The sequence below is a fragment of the Rhizobium skierniewicense genome (assembly GCF_014196515.1).
Lineage (GTDB): Bacteria > Pseudomonadota > Alphaproteobacteria > Rhizobiales > Rhizobiaceae > Agrobacterium > Agrobacterium skierniewicense.
In genome coordinates this window covers 575,546-599,219 of sequence record NZ_JACIDV010000001.1, presented here as the reverse complement: position 1 = coordinate 599,219, position 23,674 = coordinate 575,546, and the positions used below count along the sequence as shown (strand labels likewise).

At 51.8% G+C, this 23,674-nt stretch carries 18 protein-coding genes and 2 pseudogenes; 6 read left to right on the top strand and 14 right to left on the bottom strand.

What is annotated here, in order from left to right:
* Positions 1–7 precede the first annotated feature (7 nt).
* From GGQ73_RS23310 to GGQ73_RS02580, 5 genes and pseudogenes are all read left to right on the top strand, one after another.
* Positions 8–358: pseudogene (locus GGQ73_RS23310) on the top strand (glycosyltransferase); the annotation flags it as partial.
* 132 nt (positions 359–490) lie between these two features.
* A complete protein-coding gene (locus GGQ73_RS02595; RefSeq protein WP_234910849.1) occupies positions 491–3,001 on the top strand; it encodes a glycosyltransferase in 2,511 nt (836 codons plus the stop codon).
* 34 nt (positions 3,002–3,035) lie between these two features.
* Entirely contained in the window at positions 3,036–4,046 is a 1,011-nt protein-coding gene (locus GGQ73_RS02590; protein ID WP_174154589.1) for a GDP-mannose 4,6-dehydratase, read from the top strand.
* A gap of 12 nt (positions 4,047–4,058) precedes the next feature.
* On the top strand, positions 4,059–5,141 hold the full coding sequence (gmd, locus tag GGQ73_RS02585; RefSeq protein WP_183893719.1) for a GDP-mannose 4,6-dehydratase: 1,083 nt from the start codon (positions 4,059–4,061) through the stop codon (positions 5,139–5,141).
* A gap of 3 nt (positions 5,142–5,144) precedes the next feature.
* On the top strand, positions 5,145–6,083 hold the full coding sequence (locus tag GGQ73_RS02580) for a GDP-L-fucose synthase family protein (protein WP_183893717.1): 939 nt from the start codon (positions 5,145–5,147) through the stop codon (positions 6,081–6,083).
* Here the strand turns inward: GGQ73_RS02580 and GGQ73_RS23305 are convergent.
* Positions 6,063–6,125: a hypothetical protein gene (locus GGQ73_RS23305; RefSeq protein ID WP_350310112.1), complete on the bottom strand. Its 63-nt coding sequence runs from the start codon at positions 6,123–6,125 to the stop codon at positions 6,063–6,065. The two genes, GGQ73_RS02580 and GGQ73_RS23305, sit on opposite strands and share 21 nt — an antisense overlap.
* On the opposite strand from GGQ73_RS23305, the pseudogene GGQ73_RS02575 reads away from it, so the two are divergent.
* Positions 6,112–6,828, top strand: a pseudogene (locus GGQ73_RS02575) (glycosyltransferase family 2 protein); the annotation flags it as partial. The gene GGQ73_RS23305 and the pseudogene GGQ73_RS02575 overlap by 14 nt on opposite strands.
* A gap of 49 nt (positions 6,829–6,877) precedes the next feature.
* Here GGQ73_RS02575 and GGQ73_RS02570 read toward each other — a convergent pair.
* The 13 genes from GGQ73_RS02570 to GGQ73_RS02510 form a co-directional block, all read right to left on the bottom strand.
* Positions 6,878–8,926 (bottom strand): LTA synthase family protein, encoded by a 2,049-nt coding sequence (locus tag GGQ73_RS02570; protein WP_183893714.1) that lies wholly within the window; start codon positions 8,924–8,926, stop codon positions 6,878–6,880.
* A 146-nt stretch (positions 8,927–9,072) separates the two neighbouring features.
* Entirely contained in the window at positions 9,073–10,491 is a 1,419-nt protein-coding gene (locus GGQ73_RS02565; RefSeq protein ID WP_234910847.1) for a class I SAM-dependent methyltransferase, read from the bottom strand.
* 335 nt (positions 10,492–10,826) lie between these two features.
* A complete protein-coding gene (locus GGQ73_RS02560; protein WP_183893712.1) occupies positions 10,827–13,118 on the bottom strand; it encodes a hypothetical protein in 2,292 nt (763 codons plus the stop codon).
* An 18-nt stretch (positions 13,119–13,136) separates the two neighbouring features.
* A complete protein-coding gene (locus GGQ73_RS02555; RefSeq protein ID WP_183893710.1) occupies positions 13,137–14,456 on the bottom strand; it encodes an NAD(P)/FAD-dependent oxidoreductase in 1,320 nt (439 codons plus the stop codon).
* Positions 14,457–14,501: 45 nt separating this feature from the next.
* Positions 14,502–14,882 carry a GtrA family protein gene (locus GGQ73_RS02550; RefSeq protein ID WP_183893708.1) on the bottom strand — a complete coding sequence of 127 codons (381 nt, stop codon included), beginning with the start codon at positions 14,880–14,882 and terminating at the stop codon, positions 14,502–14,504.
* Entirely contained in the window at positions 14,879–15,853 is a 975-nt protein-coding gene (locus GGQ73_RS02545) for a glycosyltransferase family 2 protein (protein ID WP_183893706.1), read from the bottom strand. Before GGQ73_RS02545 ends, GGQ73_RS02550 begins: the two co-directional genes overlap by 4 nt.
* On the bottom strand, positions 15,843–16,526 hold the full coding sequence (locus tag GGQ73_RS02540; protein WP_183893704.1) for an NAD-dependent epimerase/dehydratase family protein: 684 nt from the start codon (positions 16,524–16,526) through the stop codon (positions 15,843–15,845). Before GGQ73_RS02540 ends, GGQ73_RS02545 begins: the two co-directional genes overlap by 11 nt.
* A gap of 17 nt (positions 16,527–16,543) precedes the next feature.
* Positions 16,544–17,428, bottom strand: a complete 885-nt coding sequence (rfbA, locus tag GGQ73_RS02535) for a glucose-1-phosphate thymidylyltransferase RfbA (protein WP_183893702.1) — start codon at positions 17,426–17,428, stop codon at positions 16,544–16,546.
* Complete coding sequence (gene rfbB / locus GGQ73_RS02530) at positions 17,425–18,498, bottom strand: dTDP-glucose 4,6-dehydratase (protein ID WP_183893700.1); 1,074 nt, start codon at positions 18,496–18,498, stop codon at positions 17,425–17,427. Before rfbB ends, rfbA begins: the two co-directional genes overlap by 4 nt.
* Positions 18,499–18,832: 334 nt before the next feature.
* Entirely contained in the window at positions 18,833–19,411 is a 579-nt protein-coding gene (locus GGQ73_RS02525) for a sugar transferase (protein ID WP_210290008.1), read from the bottom strand.
* 52 nt (positions 19,412–19,463) lie between these two features.
* The gene (locus GGQ73_RS02520) at positions 19,464–20,375 is read right to left on the bottom strand and encodes an NAD-dependent epimerase/dehydratase family protein (protein ID WP_183893699.1); all 912 of its coding nucleotides are present in this window, start codon (positions 20,373–20,375) and stop codon (positions 19,464–19,466) included.
* Between the two features lie 21 nt (positions 20,376–20,396).
* The gene (locus GGQ73_RS02515) at positions 20,397–22,337 is read right to left on the bottom strand and encodes a polysaccharide biosynthesis protein (RefSeq protein WP_252094097.1); all 1,941 of its coding nucleotides are present in this window, start codon (positions 22,335–22,337) and stop codon (positions 20,397–20,399) included.
* A complete protein-coding gene (locus GGQ73_RS02510; RefSeq protein WP_252094096.1) occupies positions 22,334–23,671 on the bottom strand; it encodes an O-antigen ligase family protein in 1,338 nt (445 codons plus the stop codon). Before GGQ73_RS02510 ends, GGQ73_RS02515 begins: the two co-directional genes overlap by 4 nt.
* Between the last annotated feature and the right edge of the window lie 3 nt (positions 23,672–23,674).

The following is a 23,674-nucleotide window of genomic DNA, read 5'->3' as shown; positions in this document are numbered from 1 at the left end:
AACCGAGATGACCTTTAGTAATCCGACACCAAGAATTTCTATAGTGACGCCGTCTCTGAATCAGGGACGCTTCCTTCAGGAGTGCATCGATTCCGTCCGGTCCCAGAACTGGCCTGATATCGAGCATTTCATCATAGATGGTGGTTCCAGCGACAATACCCTGGAGGTCGTTCGTCAAAACGAGGATTGGCTGACAGGATATGTCAGCGAGCCCGACAAAGGCGCTGCGGACGCGATCAATAAGGGTCTTTCCAGATGCACAGGTGACATTATTGCTTGGCTGAATGCGGACGATTTCTATCTGCCCGGCGCCTTTGAACACATTGTGGAAGCCTACCGCGTTTCACCCCAGGCAAGCTTCTGGTTCGGCAATGGGATCAGGACGGATGAGGGAGGTAACAAGACCGCCGATTTCATCGACGGACCGGTCCTTTACAACGAGGACGCTCTCCTGGGCGGTCTGGACTATATACTCCAGCCGTCGACATTCATGAACGCGACATACCTACGCCGACTAGGCCGGCTAAATCAGAGCCTGCGCTGGAGCTTTGACTGGGACCTCTGGATCCGGCTGGCGAAACTATCAACGCCGCATCCCGTTGAAGCATCCCTTGCGGCGTCACGCGAGTGGGGCGACACGTTGACGGCAACCGGAGGGTTCCGAAGGGCAGAAGAGCTTCGTCTATTGGCGGAACGTCATACCGGTCGCCCCATGACACCAGGCGCACTCTGCTATTGGCTAGACAATATGCATCGTACGACGCAGTCGAGCGAGTTGTTCAGCGATCAAACCCAGAGTGCACTGCTCAACTTTTGGAACGAAGTTCAGGCCGATATGCAGCGTCTCGGCGTGAATGCCGCCGGAAGTCCTGTGCCATCTGCTGCTTCTGCCGATGAGGAAAAGACGCCCGACAACGCTAAAATTACAATCAAGCAAAGGATTGTTATCGCGGTCGATCTATATCCTCTCATTGCCGGTGTTTCTGGTGGAATCGTCCCATGGGTTCATGGCGTTCTTCGCGAGATGGTTCGTCTTTTTCCCAACGACAAGATCGTCTTCTTTCATCGGCCAGGATTGCCTCCTTTGGCAATCAAGGGTCCAAATGTTGATTATATCCGCCTAGATGAGCATCCGGCTCTATTCTATGCGGAGATGTCGGAGCACTGCGCGAATCTGGGTGTCGATGCAATCCTACGGACATATCCTCAGGAGGCTCATCCTGAATTCCCGCTTCAACGGCAGGTCTTCGTCATCCCAGACATTCAGCACGAATATTTCCCTGATTTTTTCCCGAGGGATGTGCTGGCTAGTCGTCGTCGTGCGTTTGCTGACGCTTTGTCCCGAGGGGGCGCAATCGCAACGATGACGGATCATTCCCGCCATACGATGGTCAGCAACGCCTGGACCATGACAGATGACGTGTTCCTCATGCCTGCGGCCCTTCCCGAGGAACTCCAGGAAACACCGACCGAAGACGATTTGCCGTCAGAAGCTAAAGCCTTTGAGCGCTTCTTCTACATGCCGGCGAACCTATGGCCACACAAGAACCACAGGCGCCTTTTCGAAGCATTCAAACTTGCGTTGCCTGACCTACCGCCGAAGACAGGTCTTGTTCTCACTGGCAATCCTGACGGTCTTCAGGACAGTCTGAAGGGCTTCGAGGACCTTCCAATTGTCCATCTGGGTTTTCTACCGCACAGACAGGTAACAGCACTTTTTGCCAAAGCGACAGCGCTGGTCTACTTCTCTCTCTTCGAAGGCTTCGGCATGCCGTTGCTGGAGGCTTTCCATCACGGAACACCCGTTCTTTGCAGCAACACCACATCACTCCCTGAAGTCGGCGGCGATGCAGTCCTAGCATGTGATCCCACAGACATCGCAGCAATGGCAAATCTGATGCGACGCATCACGACCGAGGAAGGCTTGAGGGCCAGCCTCTCTGATAAAGCAAAGCTACGCGTCGCAGCCTATGACTGGGTCAAGCCTGCTCAGTCTCTACGTGACGCCTTACTGCGTGTTTCGAAGAACCCTCTTGAATACGCTCGGAAAGAGCCCCTGGTCAGCATCGTCATGCCGACGCGAAATCATGGCCATTTCATCCGCGAGTCGATCGATAGCGTGCTGAACCAAGGCTACAAAAATGTCGAACTCCTGGTCATGGATGGCGCCTCGACGGATGATACCGTGGAAGTCCTCAAAAGCTACGGCGACCGGATAAAATGGGTGTCGGAACGCGACAAAGGACAGGCCGATGCCATCAATAAAGGCATGGAGCGTGTGGGTGGAGAAATTCTTGCCTACTTGAATTCCGACGACATCCTGTTGCCCGGTGCGTTGGAAGCTGCCGTGCAATTCTTCAATGAGCACCCGGAATGCGACATGGTGTATGGCAATGCCGACTATATCGACGCCCAGGGTGCAATTATCGGCACATATAACAGTGCGCCCTACTCTTTCGAGCGCTTGATGCATGATTGCTGCGTGTGCCAACCCGCATCGTTTTGGCGCAAACGGATTGTCGACCGGATTGGGCCTTTTGATGTGTCGATGCAGACAGCCATGGATTACGAATACTGGCTTCGCATGGCCACATCCGGCGCAATTATTCTACACTCAGATCACAAATTCGCGCAATCTCGCCTCCACGAAGACGCCAAGACGCTTGCGATGCGCGGGGTTATCTACCGGGAAGTGTTCGAGATCTGTGCGAGACACGGTGGATATGTCAGCCTCAGCTATTATTTCGGTTTTTGGGCTTACCGGTTATATGAAACATGGCCTGGGGGGAGCCGACTGCGACGCACGCTCCCGAATATTCATAGAATTCCCGCAACGTTGGGTTTCCTAGGTCAGGCAGGATCAATCGGAAGAGACAGGGCAAGGCTGAGATACGTTGCGCGGGGGATGTTTCGCGTCGTGGATCGCCGATTGCCTTGGGCAGGCAGTTTGATCCGCAAAGCTTGGTTTCGCTCAGCGAGCCTACGCAGGCGTTTTCGATGAGTAAGGTCAGCAAAATCATCATGCGAGAGGGCCTATGAAACGAGCGCTGATCACTGGCATAACGGGCCAAGACGGCTCCTACCTTGCAGAACTCCTTCTTGAGAAGGGTTATGAAGTCTTTGGGTTGGCGCGGGCTGCGAGTTGGTCTCAACCGAACTGCGCGAGCCATTTGGCGGGCCGCGTCAACATTCTTTTCGGGGACCTGATCCAGGATCTTGAACTGGCCAGTGTTCTCAACGAAGCGAAGCCAGACGAAATCTATAATCTCGCCTCGCAGTCTAGGCCGGGTGAATCCTGGGCGCGCGCGCCTGAGACATTGGAGGTCAATGGGCTTGCGGCCATAAAGCTGTTTGAGGCCGTGCGCAATCATCGGCCGGATACCCGTGTCTACCATGCGTCTTCATCGGAGATGTTTGGCCAATCACGCTCGGCAAGACAGGATGAGGAGACGTCTTTTCATCCCGTTAATCCATATGCCGCAGCGAAGGTATACGCACACCATATGGCTGCAATTTACAGAGACAGCTATAATCTATACATAACAAGCGGCATCCTCTTCAATCACGAAAGCGAGCGGCGCGGACTACATTTTTTGACGCAGAAAGTGGCCTATGGTGCGGCCTGTGCGGCACTCGGAATAGTCGATTCACCCGACATGAACGAGAGGGGACGACCCATCGTGGAGGGCGGACGGCTGGCCCTTGGCAACTTGGACACCGCCAGAGATTGGGGATATGCGCCCGATTTCGTTAACGCCATGTGGATGATCCTACAGCAGCAAGAGCCAACAGATTTCGTCATTGGTACCGGAAAACTGCACACGCTGACGGAATTATGTGAAATTGCCTATCAAACGGTTGGATGCGATTGGAAAAAATGTGTATTCAGCGATCCTGCCTTGGTACGGCCGCTGGAGCCGGGCCAGATTTTGGCGAACCCCGCCAAGGCGAAAGAATTACTCGGATGGTCACCGACGGTGAGCTTCAAAGAAATGGTTAGGCGGATGGTTCAAGCCCAACTGACCCGTTTAGAAAAACTATTATAGCTGCGAGGAAACGTGAAAAAAGCTCTTATTACCGGTGTGACTGGTCAGGATGGCTCATATTTGGCAGAGCTTCTGCTTGCCAAAGGATATGAGGTCCATGGTATCAAACGCCGCACATCGTTGTTCAATACCGACCGCATCGATCACCTCTATGTTGATCCACATGATGGCGAGCGCAAATTTATTCTCCACCACGGAGATCTAACGGATTCTTCCAGCCTGATCCGCATCATTCAGCAAGTTCAGCCGGACGAAATCTACAATCTGGCTGCCCAATCGCATGTTGCCGTGTCATTTGAGGAGCCGGAATATACGGCGAACTCGGACGGCATCGGCGCCCTTCGCATTCTTGAGGCAATCCGTATCCTCGGGCTGGAGAAGAAGTCAAAGTTCTACCAGGCGAGCACCTCGGAGCTTTACGGCCTCGTCCAAGAGACTCCGCAGCGCGAGACGACACCTTTTTATCCACGTTCGCCCTATGCTGTAGCTAAGCTCTACGCCTACTGGATCACCGTCAACTACCGCGAAGCGTATGGCATTTATGCCTGCAACGGTATTCTTTTCAATCACGAGAGCCCGGTGCGCGGCGAAACATTCGTGACGCGCAAGATTACGCGGGCTCTGGCGCGTATCAAGCTAGGTCTGCAGGATTGCCTCTACCTCGGTAATATGGATTCCCTTCGTGACTGGGGTCACGCCAAGGATTATGTCGAGATGCAGTGGATGATGCTGCAACAGGACGTGCCGGAAGATTTCGTCATTGCGACCGGCGTGCAATACAGCGTGCGTGACTTCGTCAACACTGCGGCTGGCGAAATCGATATGAAGATCGACTGGCGCGGTACCGGCGTAGACGAGAAGGGGTACGACGAAAAAGGCCGCTGCATCGTCTCGGTAGACCCGCGCTATTTCCGCCCGGCCGAAGTCGAGACCCTTTTGGGCGACGCCAGCAAGGCGCGCGAGAAGCTTGGCTGGACTCCCAAGATCACCTTCAATGAACTCGTATCTGAAATGATGCGTGAAGACCTGAAGTCGGCCCAACGGGATGAAGTCGTCAAAAAGCACGGCTACAACACATTCAACTACAACGAGTAAGCCATGCGCAAGGATGCCAAGATCTACATTGCCGGTCATCGTGGGATGGTAGGTTCGGCCATTGTCCGGCAGCTCCTCGCTGTCGGTTATGACAATCTGGTAACTCGTACTAGCAGCGAACTCGATTTGACTCAGCAACATCAGGTCAACGAGTTCCTGCGTCACGAGAAGCCGGACTACATTTTCATGGCAGCCGCGAAAGTAGGTGGCATCCATGCCAACAACACGTTTCGCGCGGATTTCATCTACCAGAACCTGATGATCGAATCCAATGTCGTGCATGGTGCTTGGCAGGCTGGTGTCAAGCGCATGTTATTTCTCGGCTCCAGTTGTATCTACCCCCGCGACTGCCCACAGCCGATCCGCGAAGACTATCTGTTGACAGGCCCCCTGGAGCAGACCAACGAGCCCTATGCGATCGCGAAGATTGCCGGTGTGAAACTTTGTGAGAGCTTTAACCGCCAGTATGAAACGCAGTATGTCTCGGCAATGCCGACGAACCTTTATGGTCCAAACGACAACTATGACCTTGCCAATAGCCACGTTCTCCCGGCACTCATCCGCAAGGCTCATGAGGCAAAGCTCCGAGGCGACAGCACATATACGGTGTGGGGCTCCGGCCGACCGATGCGCGAGTTTCTTTATGTGGATGACATGGCGAACGCCTGTCTGTTCCTGATGGAGCAGGACGCAATCACAGAAGGGCTTTTCAACGTCGGGACAGGAACGGACGTCACCATTCGCGAGCTTGCTGAAACGGTCATGGACGTCGTCGGCTTCGGAGGAGAAATCGTTTTCGACGCCTCCAAACCTGATGGCACGCCACGCAAGCTTCTTGATGTGGGCCGCTTGCAGCAACTGGGCTGGAAGGCCAAGATCGGCCTGCGCGAAGGTATCGCTCTAGCCTATGCCGATTTCCTGTCAAAACATGCCGGAGGCTAATCTGGCAGATCCGCTTGTTACCGTAGTCGTCCCATCCTTCAACCAGGGACGCTTCCTGGATCAGGCTCTTACATCCGTTTTCGAGCAGGACATCCCGCTCGAGGTCTTTGTTCTGGACGGCGGCTCAAGCGACAATTCGCTCAATGTAATCGACCGGTGGCGGGATCGCCTCGCGGGATATCGGAGCCGAAAGGACGACGGCCAGGCAGCAGCGATTAACGAGGGTGTCGCCAAGGGTCGAGCAGAATATGTCTGCTGGCTGAACAGTGACGATTGGTTTCTGCCTGGCGCCTTGGCGCGTCTGATTAAAACCGCCGAAACCCACCCGGACGCGCCCATGGTCTATGGCCGCTGCTGGAACCACCACGAAAATACAGGCGTCCGCCGACCCGTTTGGGTTGAGCCTTTTTCGGAACACAGACTCGCCTTGCGCTGCATCATTTCCCAGCCAGCGACGCTGATACGCCGTGCCGCATGGGAACGCATCGGTGGCGTGGATCCTACACTCCACATGACCATGGATTACGACCTCTGGTGGCGCCTCTACAAGACGGTAGGCTCTCCGCGCTATATCGATGATTTCGTCGCAGTCAACCGCGTTCACGAAGCGACAAAGACCCGAAACAACCGACGACTTCATTACCAAGAAGCGATCGATCTCGTTCGGCGTCACTATGGCAGCGTCCCGCTCAAATGGTGGATCGCACAGCCCTATGCAGTATGGTGGAAGTCGTTGAGTCTATAAACTGGCATATTTTTTCACAAGCAGAGACTGATGCTTTGCGGCGTGAATCTTATTTTTCTTTTTCTAGTTTAATCCAGTCAAATGCGATGCCTATGTTCCGAACGTCTGCTGTAGATATGGGCTTTATTATTGCCGCTTCAATGACAAGGTTGATAGACCCCGGCCCGAAATCGCTAGCGTCGAATCTGAAATCACGTTCAACCCATCCGGTTGGAGAGGACTCATTTAGCACTGCAATAATTTGGTTATTTATCTTGAACACAATGCTCTGATTGTCATGAGGATTCATAATCCTCATGGAGACTCTAATGTTGCAATCGCAAGGTAGTGTCCCCGTGATTGTCGCAGGGCTGGCGACTACCCAGGAAACCGGTACCCCTTGTGCTTCCTCTGACCAGCCGTAATTGAGAAGTTTACTAGCCCCATTAGTGCCAAATTTAATTGATTCCAATTTTTCTGGGACTTCGGTTTCCACCCCCAAGCTCTTCCAACTATCTACGCTCTTCACGTCTCCAGTGATCGAAAACCGTTCATACTGCGGAAGAAATTCGCCATTTGTGTCGGTGATGCCCTTATAGAACAAAAATGTGCGTTCCCTTTCTTCATTTTCACCGGCGGCAGTTATTACCTTCGCTCTAGAGCCGTCTTCCAATCCGAAGTTGTGAGTTATGGTGGGATAGATGTCGGTTATCTCTATTGGAGAATTACTGATACTCAATGGTTCTGATTGGCCAGGAGAGTGATATAGTAGGGTCGGATTTGCAGACGAACGGATAAATTCAGGGATTGAGCTCGGTTCGGTTTTGTTAAAAAACCCATATCTGGTTCCATGATCCGCGACAATAAAGATGGAGGATTTTTCAAAAGCACCAATCGAACGAAGGCGATCAATATAGTTGGCGACTCGACCAATTATACACGGCGCCTGTTCGAGATACTTTTCCATCGATGGATTGGGGGCAGAAACCTCACAGCCGCTAGAAAGGTTCGCAGGTGGATGCATGCCCCACAAGTGTATGAAGACCATTTTAGATCCAGCACCTCCAATTACTGTCTCCTCAGACAATTTTTCTAAGACAGCAAGATCAAGACCTGACGGATTATTCGGGACCACGGATGCCCCGCATCGCTTTTCTAATTGCATCTCCCCGTTGGAATAAAACATCGGTTTTATTAACAGAGGTAGCTGGCGAAAGAGATAAGCGTCGTAAAGTGTAGCGAACGCTCGACACTTTGAGGAACGATCGTCCAAAAAGGATGCTCTTCCACCAAGCGGAATACGCCCCCAGCGCAATCCTGCACCTTCGAACACAGATTCCAATCTTCTGAAACCGGCGTCTTTTCTATAATCAGGTAAACTCTGCCCCTTACCAGCGTAAGCAGTACCGCTGAGTATGGCTGGCACACTCAAAGCTGTGAAAGGAAAATGTCCCGTTGTATTGTTATAGAATGTAAATCCCGAAAGCCGACTTGCCAAATCTGGGTTAGCATAAATCGCCTTTTCGAAAGCGTCGCCTTGAAGAGTATCGACTAAAATGACAATTGCATTTTCCTTTCCGACTTGTAGGACATCGTATACCTCGGCGTCTCGAAAAAAGTCCGAGGAACGGGAGCCTGTCAAACTAGGATCGACTTGACTGCTGCGAGGCAACGAGAGCGTTGTCTGGATAGAAACGAGAACAAAGGCAAATATGACTAATCGTGACAAGTAGGTCACGGACTGACGCGGAAAAATGATAGCTATTACAAGGACCGTAATTAAAATAGAAAGTTCCAAGATCATCAGCAGGCGGTGATCGGCGAAATCTATCACTCGCCCATCAAGCACTCCAAGGTCTGGAATAATTATAAAGAACTGGATTAAAAGATACAAAGCAAACGCCCAGAAAAGCGATGCAATTCTACCATTCCATTTTTTTTGGAATTTGAAAATCAAAAATCCAAGCGTGAGAGAAAAAAACAGGGATATCGCAAGAGGCTCTCGAAAAACATCTGCCACGCTAATCGGAGAACGCTCTTTATTTGCGATGACCAATACTAACGGCCCCAAAACAAAAATCTGGAGCCCGATTATAAAGGCAGGGGCGTAAGCGAACATATGATATCCCGAGTTAACTAAGAAAAGTGCGAAAGTAGAATTCGGATTAGAAATTCCAACTCGATTATTCTACTCATTACGACACACGCGTAATATATCGACGGTGTATCAAGGTAAAAGAAATAGATACCGGTATACAAAACACACTAAATAACATTCGAATTCCTATACTGGAACAGCGTTCGCCCGGATTGAGAGACGACCTGTGACCGGACGATCTCCGCCACTCCACCTAGATGCCGCTCAAACTCGGTTATCTCGTATGTGTGGAAGATGTCTTCCCGGAGAGCCAGCATCTTCTCGACCGTCGAATCTGTCTTGGGTACAAATTCGATCACGCCAGTTGGCGCTACCGAAACCAGCCAGCGAACAAGCTGATCCAATGGAACATTGTGGGCTATCGCCAGATGATGCTCAAATGCCAGCGCTAGAAGTCCGTCGGCCTTGATTCTATCGGAAAAACTCATTCTCTCCGTGCCCAACCAACCTTGGCCCGAGGAAGGATTTCTGGCGTCTAGAAACAGAGGAAGAATGTTCAGCCCTTTGTCGATCGATCTTTGATAGGCGCGATCAAGCGCCTGAACATCGTAGTCAAACCCGATTACGGCCTGTGCGCCTGCGTCCAAAGCACGTTCTGAATATTCTCCAGTGTTGCAACCGAGATCAACGACCGTTCTTGGTTTCACATCGGCCACATAGTCTGCCACAAAACGATGTTTTGCATCTCTTTCGGCATCACTGTAAGTGTTCGTCAGCGAATAATCGGCCCAAACAGTTTTAACCTTGTCGCCCGGTTCCAGCGAGGAAATCCAGTTTCGAAGCTGCTGTAGCATGGCGACAAAAGCTCGCTTTGGCAGACTGCGATCTTTTACCGAGATCTTGGCGGCATCCGAACTGGTACCCGCTTGGAAGCGATCCTGCAGCACGACAGTGGTAAAAACATTCCAAGTGAATTTGCGACGGGTTGGGATCACTGCTGCGATATCCGCCACAGCAATCCCTTCCATGGCCCCTCGATACCAAGCGTTATGCGGCCTTCCAACATAAGCGCGCAGAAGCAGTGGATTGAGGAATTGTTCACAGAACTGCCTGTGTCCTGCCCAAAACTCTCCATCACGGTACGGGCGCAAAGACAGGTGATCAATAAATATCGGTTTTGGACCTAAAAACTGGACATTATAGGCCGTCGCGTCCGACAGAGTGAACCCCTTGTCCAGAAGACTGAGATGAAAATCCAAATGAAAAAGTGCTGCACATTTCAGGAGAGCGAAAGACCACTCGTACGGATAACTGATCCACGGAATCCGGTCGACCTTTATAATATAGCCTTTTTTATCAGCCATAACGGTTTCTGCTCTGATAGGGACCAGCCATCCTCTTTCTGAGAATTCGAGGAAAATACCGGCGTCTCTGGCTGCTTCGTAAGCAGGAGCGCCCCAAGAAGAAATTTCACGGAAAATGTCGTCACCACGTTCCAAAACGTGACCTGCTGGATCGCGAAAAGAACCAGAAATTCTTGTCGCATTTCCGACGGATGAGGCGTCAAACATCTTTTCCGCCACCATCCCGTTTACCGTCGCGCCCTCGAGCACTAAAGAAAGACTTTATCTTCTCGACATAGAGAGAACATGTAGCAAGAGCTACCGCTGCGCCTCCTAAGATAGCTTGGAGAACCATACTCCCAGTCCCTGGATCAAGGTAAGCGAATGCACTTCCACTTGACGACATTAGAAATAGTCCGCCTGACGATATGAATAATAGATTTCTCATTCTCAGTTTCCCTCGTTATATACAATCTTGACTGGCCCGACATTCACTTTTGTCATACATCCGTCATATATAAAAGCGCAATGTGCAGGACCTTTTTTGGACGATTGAGGTTAGTTGAGAAAACACTCTACTAACTGGGTTCGATGTGAAGGTTTTCGATTCTCCATGCGGCAGATCGTGTATCTGGTTCCTGCAGAGGGAATGCGACGCCATTTGTGGTCATGTGTAGCCTCCGGATATCTGCAGGGGGAACATCAAAAACATGATCGAACACTTCCGAACCTTCGCCCGTGCTTTTGACCGCAAAGGTGCTGACTGAATCACCTTCGTTTCCGCCATCCGATTGCAGTGCCAAAGTGATGGTCTGTGGCCCACGCGTTTGATATGCAAATCGAACCCTCGTGCGCATTGCTTGTCCATCAACCAATCTAGGCTGCAATTCAAAGCTCACTTCACGCTCGATCCAACGCCACCAGTCTTTGCCGTTTGTCTCTTGGTCATGCGCCCCTTGGACTACCCCAATTAGAATACGCCCAACATCGGGTACTGCACCGACTGTAAATGCACCCACGTTTCGGCCACCAACGGAGATTTGCTGAGAAGATTGCCGTTCGACGATACACTGCCCCGGTACAAGCTCTCCGCGCCTATCGGCTTCGGGCAACCAAGCCTGAACATAGTCATCTCCCTTCCAGTCGGCGAGAACTTGACGGTCTGGAAGGTAGAGCGTGGCGATTTGTCTGATTTTCTGATCACTGTCACCTAAAGCAAGGTAAAGAGGAGCCAGAGGAGGGCAAGAGGTCAGCACGGCGTCCCTAAAATCCGTATAGAACCTTGCGAGATCGTGAACGTCTCCATAACTCTTCACGACCGGTTTGACCCGCTCAACCGCCAAAACGCCGGCCGCAACAAAACCTAAGGCAAAAAATGCCGTAACCGTTTTTGCAGCCCATTTTCCCATCTTGGAGAGCAAGAAGAAAAACGCTAGCAAAACGAAGACGGAAACAAATGGGTGCGCCCAGTCTGCCAGCTTGAACTGGCTCCAACTCTGGCCAACGCCGACTGAAAATGGCGATGGTACCAAGTAACGAAAATACAAAAGACCTAGGGAAAGAATGACCAGCATTGTAGTGATAGGCAGCAGATGTGGCGTCTTTGCTGACCGCGAAAGTCCTCTACAACCGTGTGCTAGTAGTGCAGTTAGGAGGAGGACTGTAAAGACGCCTGCGCCGTAAGAAACCCAATCGCCGCTAGGCAACGCCCACTGAAAGGTATCCCACGCTCCACCATGTGTGCCTAACGCATGCGCTATGAACCCGATGAGAGTCCAATTGACCGGTGTTCCTACGACAGCGCCGGACTGAAGTTTTAATGCTGTGAACGCCCTGACGATTTCCAAATTTAGGAAAAGCGTCGCGAAAACTAGAACGAATACGCCATAAGCGATTATTGCCAGCTTGTTTTTTGACTGGATCATGGTTGCGATGGCGACGATCAAAATCGCCAATCCAACAAACGGAACGAATTCGGAATAAGCAAAAACGAATGCACTGAGGAGGAGCGCGGATAGAATGGCGGGCTTAAGCACCGCCCGCATATCGTCTGTTTCGAGCGCACCAAACCATTTGAAAACAGACCCTGACAGAAACAGCAGACTGCAGGCAAATGTTAGCCCAAGTGTCTGTGGCAAAAAGCCGAAGTTGGCAGCAAACACCAATCCACCGAAGCCGAATGCGGGAAAACACAGCACAAGTAAGCGGGTTCTACGGGAAAAACGCCTCAAATACGCACTGATTGGAAACCCGAGTGAAAGACATGTGGAAAATATTGCCGAGATGATGACGGCAGGATAAGCAGCATAAGCCCACCGAAGACCGAATATCGACTGAACAAGAGCAATAAAAAACGAGCTGCCCATGCGAAAACCGAAATGTTGATACATTGCGATTTGCGTCGTTACCGGAGTGATCAAACCGGGTTCGATCGTGTTAGAAAACGCATGATTCTGTAGCCAGCCACTGTGGGCGAGATAAGTAAAAGCGTCATTGTGTGCGTTGAACGCTCCAAAGACAAGAAGCGGAGCTAGCATGCTGATACCGGCGGCTAGCGAAAAAAGGCTGTTGGAGACTGCGTGTAAGAGCATCCGACCCTTGAAGGGCTCACGCAGAATAGCCCAACAAATCGGCCCGAGAGATAAAACTGCGGCGATGATCCAGTTTCCGAGAGGCAGCCAACGTCCTACGATGCTTGCCCCTACCGTAAAAAGAGCGAGCCCCAAAGCAGGTGCGAGATAGAACTTTGCTAGAGGACGCAATCGTACTGGAAGTAAGCCACTTAAGTATCGTCCAACGATTGTCGCCCCAAAAACCAGGGCGACAGTGATGGAACCAGCAAGAATGAAAACTGCAGGAATCGATGGCAACCCGTTTACCATCACTGCCTAAGCCAGCAAATCTGCGATATGCCGCGCGATGTCTCGGCCTTCTCGGATGGCATAGTTCGTTCCTCTGTCTTCAGGATAAATCTGCGCCATCGTTGAAATAAAAGCATTTTCAAATGGCGTGTCTCTGCCTGGAACATAGCTAGAATAATTGCGCTCCGTCACAGGCTGAGCGTATTCGGAACGCCAAACCCGATGCTCGATAACCCAAGAAGGCTCCATTTCAGGGAACATCCTTTTTAGGTGCCCCAACGCAAAATCGACATACTCCTCGTCGGTAAACGACCATACCGGATCTTCAACCGCAAGATATCGTGAAAGAAACGCGATATGCGATCCTTTATAGTTTTCTGGAACGTCAAAATTCGTGTGTTCTATGACACCTACGAATGGGAAGCCAGGATCGTTAACATTGAGCCAGTAAGTATCAGACAGGCTTCGCTTGAGCCTCAGTACCAAGCACATATTGCCCAGATAGCGCACCCGTAGCAATCGTTGGCGCCATTCCTCAGTGGTCGATCCCTTGAAGATGTCTGCGATAATTGGCAGCGCCGGAGTGAACAGAAACTGCTTGCCCTGAACCTCCCCGCTCTGTGTTTGAATTCCAGAGAGGTTTTTGCCATCAGCTTTAACACTGAGTACTTTTTCGCCAACGGTAACCTCACCGCCAGCCTGTCTAATTGCGGACACCATGGCGTCGGCCAATCGTCCGAATCCTCCTTTAAAGTAGGCAAGTTCCTCGCCACCCTTGTCGTTTCGCGTACTGCCGCGAAGAACAAGCTTCTTCCACATCCAAACGGCATTCACAGCTTCTGCGTACACAGAAAACTTGGACTCGATCAACGGCTCCCAGACCACCTTGTAGACGCGCTTGCCCGCCAAGGATTCCAGCCATTCTCGTATGCTCAGATGCTCGATCTGCTTCCAGTCCTTAACCCTGCGGACTTGGAATACGAGTAGCCCAAGACGGATACGATCAACGAACGACAGGGCCGTGAACCGCATCAGATCCATCGGCGTCGATAGCTTCCACATACGGCCATTAAAATACATGCCAGTTTTGGAGGGGAGGGTCACGATGTCCCCCTCCATCCCAAGTTCCTTGACCAGTTCAGGAACGTAAACGTCGTTGTTAAACCAATGATGGTAAAACTTCTCGAGTTTTACGCCATCGCTGAACTCGAACGTTCCGGCAAGACCGCCTACATCGGTATCTCCCTCAATAACACGAACTTTCAAGCCCCGCTTAGCGAGAACATAAGCGGCTGTAAGTCCGGTGAAACCACCACCCACAACCACGACATCATAAACTTGTTCCACGTTCAACCCTTCCAATGGCACTCGCTGCCTATCGTTCAATTCGCTTCAGCGGCTATTTGCGGTGCTGCCGAAAGTAATACGGCGATTCAATATAAATTGGATAACGACCACAACAGGCAACGTAAGAAGCTTTGCAATCTTTTCATCCACACTCATATAGTCCACGAGGACCCACAACATGACGACCGACGCCGTGAAGCCTACCGCTGCTACGCTAAGGAAGATCGCAAACCGCTGGGCAATCTTGTCTCTTGCTTTGAAAGTGATGATCCGGTTCAGGAAGAAGCTTATGATGGTGCCACACAGATACCCCAACACATTCGCGCTTTGGTACCATAGTCCCGACTGGATACTGAGATAGTATACGAGATAATCGGTCGAAACTCCGATGCCGCCGCACACACAATAAAGAAGGAACTGTATCATAACTTTTGGTCCTGAGTACGAGCGAGCGCATCAGTCGTCTCACCGATCACATACTGCGGCCGGGAGTTGATTGTGAGAAGCACTCGGCCCAGATATTCGCCAATGACGCCGAGGGCAAGTAACTGCACACCGCCAATCACAAGAACCGCAACAATCAAGGAAGCCCAGCCAACAGGCATCACGTCAATCGTCAACTTCTGCACGATGAGTAAAAACGCACAGAGAAAACCGAAGCCGGATACAATGATCCCTAGCAAAGAAGTCAGCCTTAAGGGCACAAGTGAAAAGCTGGTCGCCATTTTCAGCCATAAAGAAATAGACTTCTTCAGACCATACCGGCTATCGCCGGCAAACCTTTGAAAATGATTGACCTCGACCGAGGCGATATTTCTAGTGAACGTCAAAATCAGTCCATCGACATACACGTAAGGCCCCGAATAGCTTAGAATATCCTTGCAAATTACCGAGCGAAAAGCGCGAAAAGGCGAAAGATACAGATCCATAGGCTTTTTCATAAGATAGGCCGCGATCGTGTTGTTGAACTTGCTTCCGATAACTTTCCAGGCAGCATGGCTACGGTTCGTAAATCGACCATAAACTACGTCATACCCTTCATCCACTTTCTCAACCAGCCTCGGTATATCGTGTGGCGAGTGCTGGAGATCATCGTCCATCGTGACCACGACTGCTCCGGATGCACGCGTGAAACCGGCCATCAGGGCGTTATGCTGACCAGCATTCATTCGAAGCAAGACACCTGAGACTTTTGAACGGGTCGCCGCCAGTTGCTTGATTACTTCCCAGGTCCCATCAGGGGAGTGATCGCAGACTAAAATGATCTCGTAGCTACCCAACACATTCGGCGCATCGCTCAACACCACTTCCAATTGCCGCACCAGCTCAGGAAGAGTGAGCTCACTGCCATAGGCAGGGATAACAACTGAAAGTTTCAGGGCGGGTTCACCTTCCATAATATTTCCTTATCGTCCTCTCGATATAGTCTTCGTCAAACGAAATGTTTAGGTCAGACGCCGCACGCTTAACATCGGGAACGTCAATGTCATACCCACTTCCTGCATCGATCAACGAGTACACCGCCTTTTTGCCCAAAACCATCTCGAATACCTCGACTATATTCAGGATCGAAACAGAAAACGGACTGGCGATGTTATAAACGCCCTCTTTTGGGTCACCCGTGCGGATCACGTGCGTAACGATAGCCGCAATATCATCGACATCGATCAAGTTACGGCGTGCATTTTTCCATACATTGAAACGCTCACCATTCTCAATTTTTTGGTGCAAAAAATTTGTGAGAAGATTAGAGTTAGACGACGTGCCAACCACCTGAGGTAGGCGAAATATGGCATTGCCTCGATAACTGCTAACCAAAGCTTCCATCTCGAGCTTGTGGTGAACGTATTGCGTATTCGCCATTTCTGGATCAAAAACGCTGCAGCTACCGAAGTATATAAGCTGCCCCGCTGCCTCAAGGTAAGCTCTCAGCATTTTCTCTTCTCTGAGAAACTCCTCTGCGCGCGTCTCACCCGAGTTTGAAACACCGGCGGCAAAAACGATTACGTCTTGATCAGATTCGAAGTATGGAACGAACGCCGAAGCGACAAGCCCGCGCCCGATAATCATAACAAATCCTGCATCAATTACTCGCTCGCAACCTGTCGTGCTATTTCGCCAAGGTATTGACCATAGCTGTTCTTGCGCAAGGCGTGAGCTCGCGCCGCCAGAGCATCGACACTCATCCAACCATTTCTAAGCGAGATTTCTTCCAAACAGGCAATCTTATAGCCTTGCCGCTTTTCAATGATTTCTACAAACTGAGACGCTTCTAGAAGGCTTTCAAATGTACCAGTGTCCAGCCATGCAAAGCCTCGACCGAGCACCTGAACGTTGAGAGAGCCGTTCGTCATGTAATGTTGATTGACGCTCGTAATCTCCAACTCACCGCGCGCGGAAGGCTCTACTGCCTTTGCAATTTCCACAACGTCATTGTCGTAAAAGTAAAGTCCGGTCACAGCATAGTGGCTTTTGGGATTTACCGGTTTTTCTTCAATTGAAATCGCGCGCATGTCGGCATCGAACTCGACCACTCCGAAACGCTCAGGATCTTTGACAGGATAACCAAAGACGGTCGCACCACGCGTGACTGCAGCGGCGCTTTGCAAAAGGGGACTAAAGCCCTGACCATAAAAAATGTTATCACCGAGTGCGAGGCAAACGTCGTTACCGCCGATGAAGGACTCGCCTATAAGAAATGCCTGCGCCAGTCCGTCCGGGCTTGGTTGCACAGCGTAACTTAAATTTATGCCAAACTGGCTACCGTCCTTCAACAATCGCTGGAATGCGGGCTGGTCCTCAGGCGTGGTGATGATCAGGATATCCCGAATGCCCGCCAACATCAAAACCGACAAAGGATAGTAAATCATCGGCTTGTCGTAGACTGGAAGCAACTGCTTCGAAACCCCCTCGGTAATGGGGTACAGCCTCGTTCCAGAGCCTCCAGCGAGAATAATTCCCTTACGCGTCACTCACTCACTCCACCATCATATTGCTTCTCGACCCAAGAAAGGTAGGCCCCACTGGTCACATTCTCGACCCAAACCTGATTATCCAAGAACCATCTGACCGTTTTGCGTAGTCCGGTTTCGAACGTTTCAGCTGGCCGCCACCCCAGCTCAGTTTCTATCTTGCGTGCATCAATTGCATAGCGCCGGTCATGACCTGGACGATCCTTAACGAAAATAATTTGTTCGGCGTAAGACGATCCATCATCACGGGGCCTCAGCTCATCCAAGACTTCGCATAATGTTTTGACAACATCGAGATTGGCCTTCTCATTCCAGCCGCCAATATTGTAGGTGTCGCCGACCAGGCCTCCCTCAACCACCTGCCGGATGGCCGAGCAATGATCCTCGACGTATAGCCAGTCCCTGATCTGCTGACCATCACCGTAAATCGGCAAGGGTTTGCCCGCCAATGCATTGTGAATGCAAAGCGGAATAAGTTTCTCCGGGAAATGATAGGGTCCATAGTTGTTGGAGCAGTTTGTCGTCAGTACGGGCAGCCCGTAAGTGTGATGATATGCCCTGACGAGGTGGTCTGAAGCGGCCTTGCTCGCGGAGTATGGACTATTGGGTTCGTAGCGGCTCAACTCATTAAACGGAGGAGCTTCTCGATCCAATGAACCATAGACCTCATCAGTCGATACATGGAGAAACCGAAACGAGCTTTTTTGCGGCTCCAGCAAACCGCCCCAATAAGCACGGACCGCTTCCAGCAACCGAAACGTGCCGACCACGTTCGTATCAATGAAATCTCCGGGTCCATGAATGGACCGGTCTACATGAGATTCAGCAGCGAAGTTAAAGATCGCCCTCGGGTTATGTTCAGAAAGTAGTTGGGAAACTCGCGCATTATCGGCAATATCCACTCTGGCAAAAATATGCCTAGGGTCGCCTTTCAAAGAAACGAGATTCTCAAGATTCCCCGCGTAGGTCAGCTTATCGATATTTATGACTGTCTCATCGCAATTCCGCAGCCACTCCAGAACGAAATTGCTGCCGATGAAACCCGCCCCGCCAGTCACGACTATTGTCATCGGCCACTCTTCCCGCAGCATAATTTGAAGAAAAGCAAGCCAAACTCGCCTTACATTTACTTAAGATGGCTCTTACACGAGCGCGATAGTAGGGTCAATCTAATCGGCCGATCAGATCTCAATACAACCGTTGGAGACTCCCTTATTGGTTATGATAGGCGTAATATCCGAACTCCCAACTTATCAGCGCTGAATGCGGGTTTACGGACTTTCTTTCTTCTATCATCCGACGGAAAGTGCATCGTTAGAAATTTTTTCCATGAACAGACACCCTCGCGGTCTGAATTTGAAAAACCGGTTAATCCCTTTCTACCGGATCTTTCTTATGTTTTTGTTATTTCGCTGCAGCGTCACCCCTTGCTCCATTGAATGCCGTGGCGACGATGAGCCGCATGTCTCCTGAAAAACTCGCATTGCTGATATACGACGCGTCGATTGCAGCTAACTGCTCTGGAGTTGACATATCGACGCCGCTTACCTGAGCAAGGCCCGTCACACCAGGCCTCACCGAAAAGACATTACGTTCTCTGCGTGCCTCGATGACCTCTGATTGACTTGGCAGACACGGCCTCGGCCCCACAAGGCTCATGTCGCCTTTCAGGACGTTGATCAGTTGTGGCAATTCGTCCAGTTTTATGGATCGTATTTTTTTGCCGAGTGGTGTTATCCAGGATTGTTGCGCATTATGAGAGCCGACATTCGGGGTTCCCGCTGCCATCGTGCGGAATTTTATGCATGTGAAGATGCGTTCATGGCGCCCGACGCGCTGCTGCAGAAAAAATGCGCCGCCTGGAGAATCGCGGCGAATGAGAATGACGAGGACGAGAAGCAGCGGCGAAAAGACGATCAGCCCGCCTGCTGAGGCGATGATATCGAAGAATCGTTTTATGACACTGTTCACGCGATCGGCCAATTCGTCCGCCTTTGGTATGGAAACACTCTACTATTTCAGTCGATCTAGCACATCACACCGACCGCCGTAGCCCCTCGTCGGTTGAAAATGGTGGCTTCCAACTGAGTCTGTTTTCGGTTTCAGTAATGTCGGCCTCCAGGCTGTCAATGAGCCTGGCAACCATATCTGTCTTGCCTGCCACCCGCCCTATAGTCTGCAACACCGAAGCAGGCACCGGCAACAACACCGCACGGCGTCCGCTTGCCGCAGCGATTTTTCGGACAAAATCTGCAGTGGACAATGCCGCGCCATCTGCTGCCATCAGAATGTGCCCGTGCGCTGACGGGCTCATCGCTGCCGTGATAATCAGGTCGGCCAGATTGTCGACGTGGATCACGGACCGGTGATTGCGCACGGACCGTAGCGGAAGCGGAAGGCCGCTTTTGACGAGCTTGACCAACGCCTTGAAGCTTCCTTTGGCAGCCTTGCCGTAAACCAAGGGCGGACGCACAATAACGAGTTCCATGCCAGAGGCAGTGGCGATGTCCATGAGACGGTTTTCCGCCTCAAGTTTTGATCTGCCGTAAGCCGTTTCAGGTGCCGGACGATCATGGGCGGTGAAGGGCCGTCCCGGTTCTGAGCGTTCGCCGTTCACTTTTATCGTGCTAATGAAGACAAATCGCCTCACACCACATTCCACCGATTGCTGGGCAAGTCGCACTGTGCCGTCAACATTGACTGAGCGCATCTTATCGTCGGAACCCTGATCACCCGCCATGATGTCCTGATTGTGAGCCGCCAGGTGGATGACCGTATCAACGCCTGAAAGTGCTGTCTGCCAATCCGTAGACGCGCCGATATCGCCAACTCCGATAAAATCCTCACGGGCCGAGCGGGACGCAGCGCGAAATGGAAGGTCACGTTGACGAAGTGTGTTTACCACGGATGTCCCGACAAAACCTGTCGCGCCGGTCACGAGAAACATCGTGATCTCCTCAGGGTTCGATTATTTGAAGGGCTCGGTGACGCAGTCAACTCTTTGTCCGTCCCGCACAAAGACGTGGTCGACAATGCGGTCCAGAGGTTTGTAGTCCTCGACCAACTCGGACAGACACAGCTTTATCGCCGCCGCATCACCACCTGCGGCAATGGTGAGGAGAGTATCAAGCCTGGGCTCGAATTCGCTCCAGGCAATGAATTTTTCGCGGGCGCGCATGACTTTCGGATGCTCTGTGGGCTCCGGATTGTCGCCAATGAGCATCTCTTCGAACAGCTTTTCGCCAGGACGCAAACCGGTCATGGTGATACTGATGTCACCCCCCGGGTACCGCTCATCCTGGATGGTATGGCCAGACAGTTCCACCATGCGGCGCGCTAGATCAATGATCTTGATCGGTTCGCCCATGTCCAGCACGAATACATCTCCGCCCTTGCCCATGGCACCTGCCTGGACAACCAGCTGCGTTGCTTCGGAAATCGTCATGAAGAAACGCGTGATATCGGGGTGCGTCAGCGTGATCGGACCACCTTCCCGGATCTGTTGCCTGAACAGCGGAACGACGGAGCCGGAGGATCCTAAAACATTGCCGAAACGAACCATCGACAGAACGGTTTTGGAACCGTCGGCCGCCAAAGCCTGAAGACACATTTCCGCCAGCCGTTTGGTCGCCCCCATGACGTTGGTCGGCCGCACCGCCTTGTCCGTGCTCACCAGGATGACGTTCTCGACGCCGGCATCAATGGCGGCTTTCGCCACGATCAGCGTGCCGAACACGTTCGTCTTGACGCCTTCGACCGGGTTTTGCTCGACCAGCGGGACATGCTTGTAGGCGGCGGCGTGATAGACTGTCGCAGGCTGCCACGTCTGCATGATCTTTGAAATGCGCGTCTCATCGCAGACATCGGCCAGAAGAGGAATGATTTGCGGATTGGTCTCCCCATCCTTCACCAGTTCTGCTTCGAGAGCGTAAAGGCCAAACTCGCTTTGATCGAGAAGGATCAACATCGACGGGTTGGACTTGATCAGGCCACGACACAGCTCGCTCCCGATGGAGCCTGCCGCTCCCGTCACCAACACCACTTTACCTCTGACATTCCTTTCCAGCAGATCCTGGTTCGGCAGAACCGGTTCACGCCCCAACAGGTCCTCGACATCCAGTTCCTGCATATCTGCTGTCTGTGCTTTGCCGATGGCAAGCGCCCCAAGATCTGGAACGGTGCGAACAGCAACGCGGGCGCCGCGCAGTTCCTCGATGATGTCGTTGCGACGCTTCCGATCGATTTTGGGCAGAGCCAGCAAGACCGTGCGGATATTCAATCGGGCACAGATGTCGACGATCTGCTCCGGCTTGAAAACCTTGACGCCACCGATCAGGCTTCCCTGAAGGTTTCGGTCGTCATCGAGATAGCCACACAGATGGAACTCGACACTGCGACTGAGAACGCTGGCGAACTGGCGACCTTCGATACCGGCACCATAGATCAAGACATTGCGCCGAGTGCTCTGACGAAGGATACGATTATAGGCCTCGTAGAGAAAATAGCGGGTGGTGAAGCGGGACAGACCGATCGCGATCAGCAGCAACAGGGGCTGCAAAATGCCGACGGTGCGCGGTATTCCGGGAAAGCTGACGGCGGTAAAGATCGCCATGAACGCCAGGCCATAAATCGTCACGGCCTTTATCACCGCGATGAAGGCGGCCCACCCCATGAACCGGAATATGGCACGGTAGAGGCCCATCGTGATGAAAATGGGCAGCGCAATCGCGAGCGACACGGGTATCGTCAGCAGCTGAATTCCTTCGAGCGCAACCCAGTCGTTGAGGCGAAAGCAAAAAGCCAGCCAAATCGTCAGCACACAAAAGGACGCGTCAACAATAACGGCCAGCGCACGCTTGGTTGAGCGCGGCAAATTCAGTATCTGTTGGACGTATTTGTCTTCGATCACGCCAGTGTCTGCTTTCTGAGGTCAACACGGTCAGCGGCCGCACCGCGGGCGTCGTCTTGCATCGCCTGGCCGGTTGTCTGAGGCGTTGATGTCATCCTGATCGTGCATGCAAAACACACGGCGCTGAAAAGCAGCGCATAGGATTCCCCCATGGCCAAACGATTGTTGGAATTGCTGAGGATCGTAAAGGCGAAGTAGACGGCGCAGACGAGATAACATGAAAACGCGCATTTACTGATGAAGCCCAGCCGTGATGCCCTGAAAACACGAGATAGGCTTGCTACAAATATCAAGCCGTAAATGGCCAGTCCTAAAAACCCGTGCCGGATGAGGATTTCCAGATATCCATTGTGCATCAGTGTATAGGGTATACTGGCGTAACGCGTTGTGTGCCAAATCGTGAGCCAGTGGTTGCCACTTCCGAAAAACGGTGCGACGGCAATCACTTCAGAGGCGTTCGACCAGAGTTGAAGGCGCTCGTCAAACGTAACAGGCGTCGAGGACGACTCAATCGCCTCCTTAAAAATACTTGAGAACGACCGGCCGCTATCAAGCTCTGCGACGACTGTGGCAACGGAATCGACTGTAGGGCCGGCAACCTCCGCAATATTTTCACGGACAGCGTAAACGCTCACGCCCAGAAGGAGGACGCCCGCGACCATGGTGAGGATGACTTCTTTTTTCCGCAAAAACATGAGGGTCGTTGGCACCAACATGACAAAGGCCGGTATCAGAGCAAGCCATACGCCTTTGGATTTCGATCCCCAGACATTAAAAAGCGCCAGCGCGATAACAGCGGTTCCGACAACCGTCGCAAACGATCTAAAAGCCTTGGAACTACCCACTTCGTACTGATGCGACATCCAGTAGAAAGCACCAATCACAAGAAATCCACAACCAACGGCGCCGTGGATCGGGTTGTGGTGAAAAAGTGGAAAAATGCGCTCACCCGTCAGGGCATCGGTAAATCTGGTCGATAGCAGAAGCAATATGAGTGCGAGAGAAAAGAAAATCGCGACGATACCCCTCACCATTTTCCAGCTTCCGGCGAATGCGACACCTAAAATGGGGAAAAGAAGGGGAAAGGCATACAGCCATTCCGACGCGCCTTTTTCACCCGTGACGATCAGCAGGAGAAGAAAACGAAGCAACGCAGCGCCGCCAGCGACAATGCACAAGATTGCAAGCCAATCTCGCAACAGGAGATTTTTCGGCCCGGGAACGAAAAAGGCGAAGGCGATGATGAGGCCGAGCGCAGCATATCTATATGCATCGCTCTCAACCAAGGTGACCGACATCATCACAAGCCAGAGAGCGCTTACCAAGGCGGTCACGGC

Excerpts from the sequence above, each read along its gene's own strand:
- rfbB (WP_183893700.1), bottom strand. The coding sequence starts at position 18,498 with ATGACAATAGTCGTGACTGGCGGGGCGGGTTTCATCGGCAGCAATTTC.
- GGQ73_RS02570 (WP_183893714.1), bottom strand. The coding sequence starts at position 8,926 with ATGTTCGCTTACGCCCCTGCCTTTATAATCGGGCTCCAGATTTTTGTT.
- GGQ73_RS02590 (WP_174154589.1), top strand. The coding sequence starts at position 3,036 with ATGAAACGAGCGCTGATCACTGGCATAACGGGCCAAGACGGCTCCTAC.
- GGQ73_RS02550 (WP_183893708.1), bottom strand. The coding sequence starts at position 14,882 with ATGATACAGTTCCTTCTTTATTGTGTGTGCGGCGGCATCGGAGTTTCG.
- GGQ73_RS02565 (WP_234910847.1), bottom strand. The coding sequence starts at position 10,491 with ATGGTGGCGGAAAAGATGTTTGACGCCTCATCCGTCGGAAATGCGACA.
- GGQ73_RS02580 (WP_183893717.1), top strand. The coding sequence starts at position 5,145 with ATGCGCAAGGATGCCAAGATCTACATTGCCGGTCATCGTGGGATGGTA.
- GGQ73_RS02545 (WP_183893706.1), bottom strand. The coding sequence starts at position 15,853 with ATGGAAGGTGAACCCGCCCTGAAACTTTCAGTTGTTATCCCTGCCTAT.
- GGQ73_RS02520 (WP_183893699.1), bottom strand. The coding sequence starts at position 20,375 with ATGTTTCTCGTGACCGGCGCGACAGGTTTTGTCGGGACATCCGTGGTA.
- GGQ73_RS02540 (WP_183893704.1), bottom strand. The coding sequence starts at position 16,526 with ATGATTATCGGGCGCGGGCTTGTCGCTTCGGCGTTCGTTCCATACTTC.
- GGQ73_RS02595 (WP_234910849.1), top strand. The coding sequence starts at position 491 with ATGAACGCGACATACCTACGCCGACTAGGCCGGCTAAATCAGAGCCTG.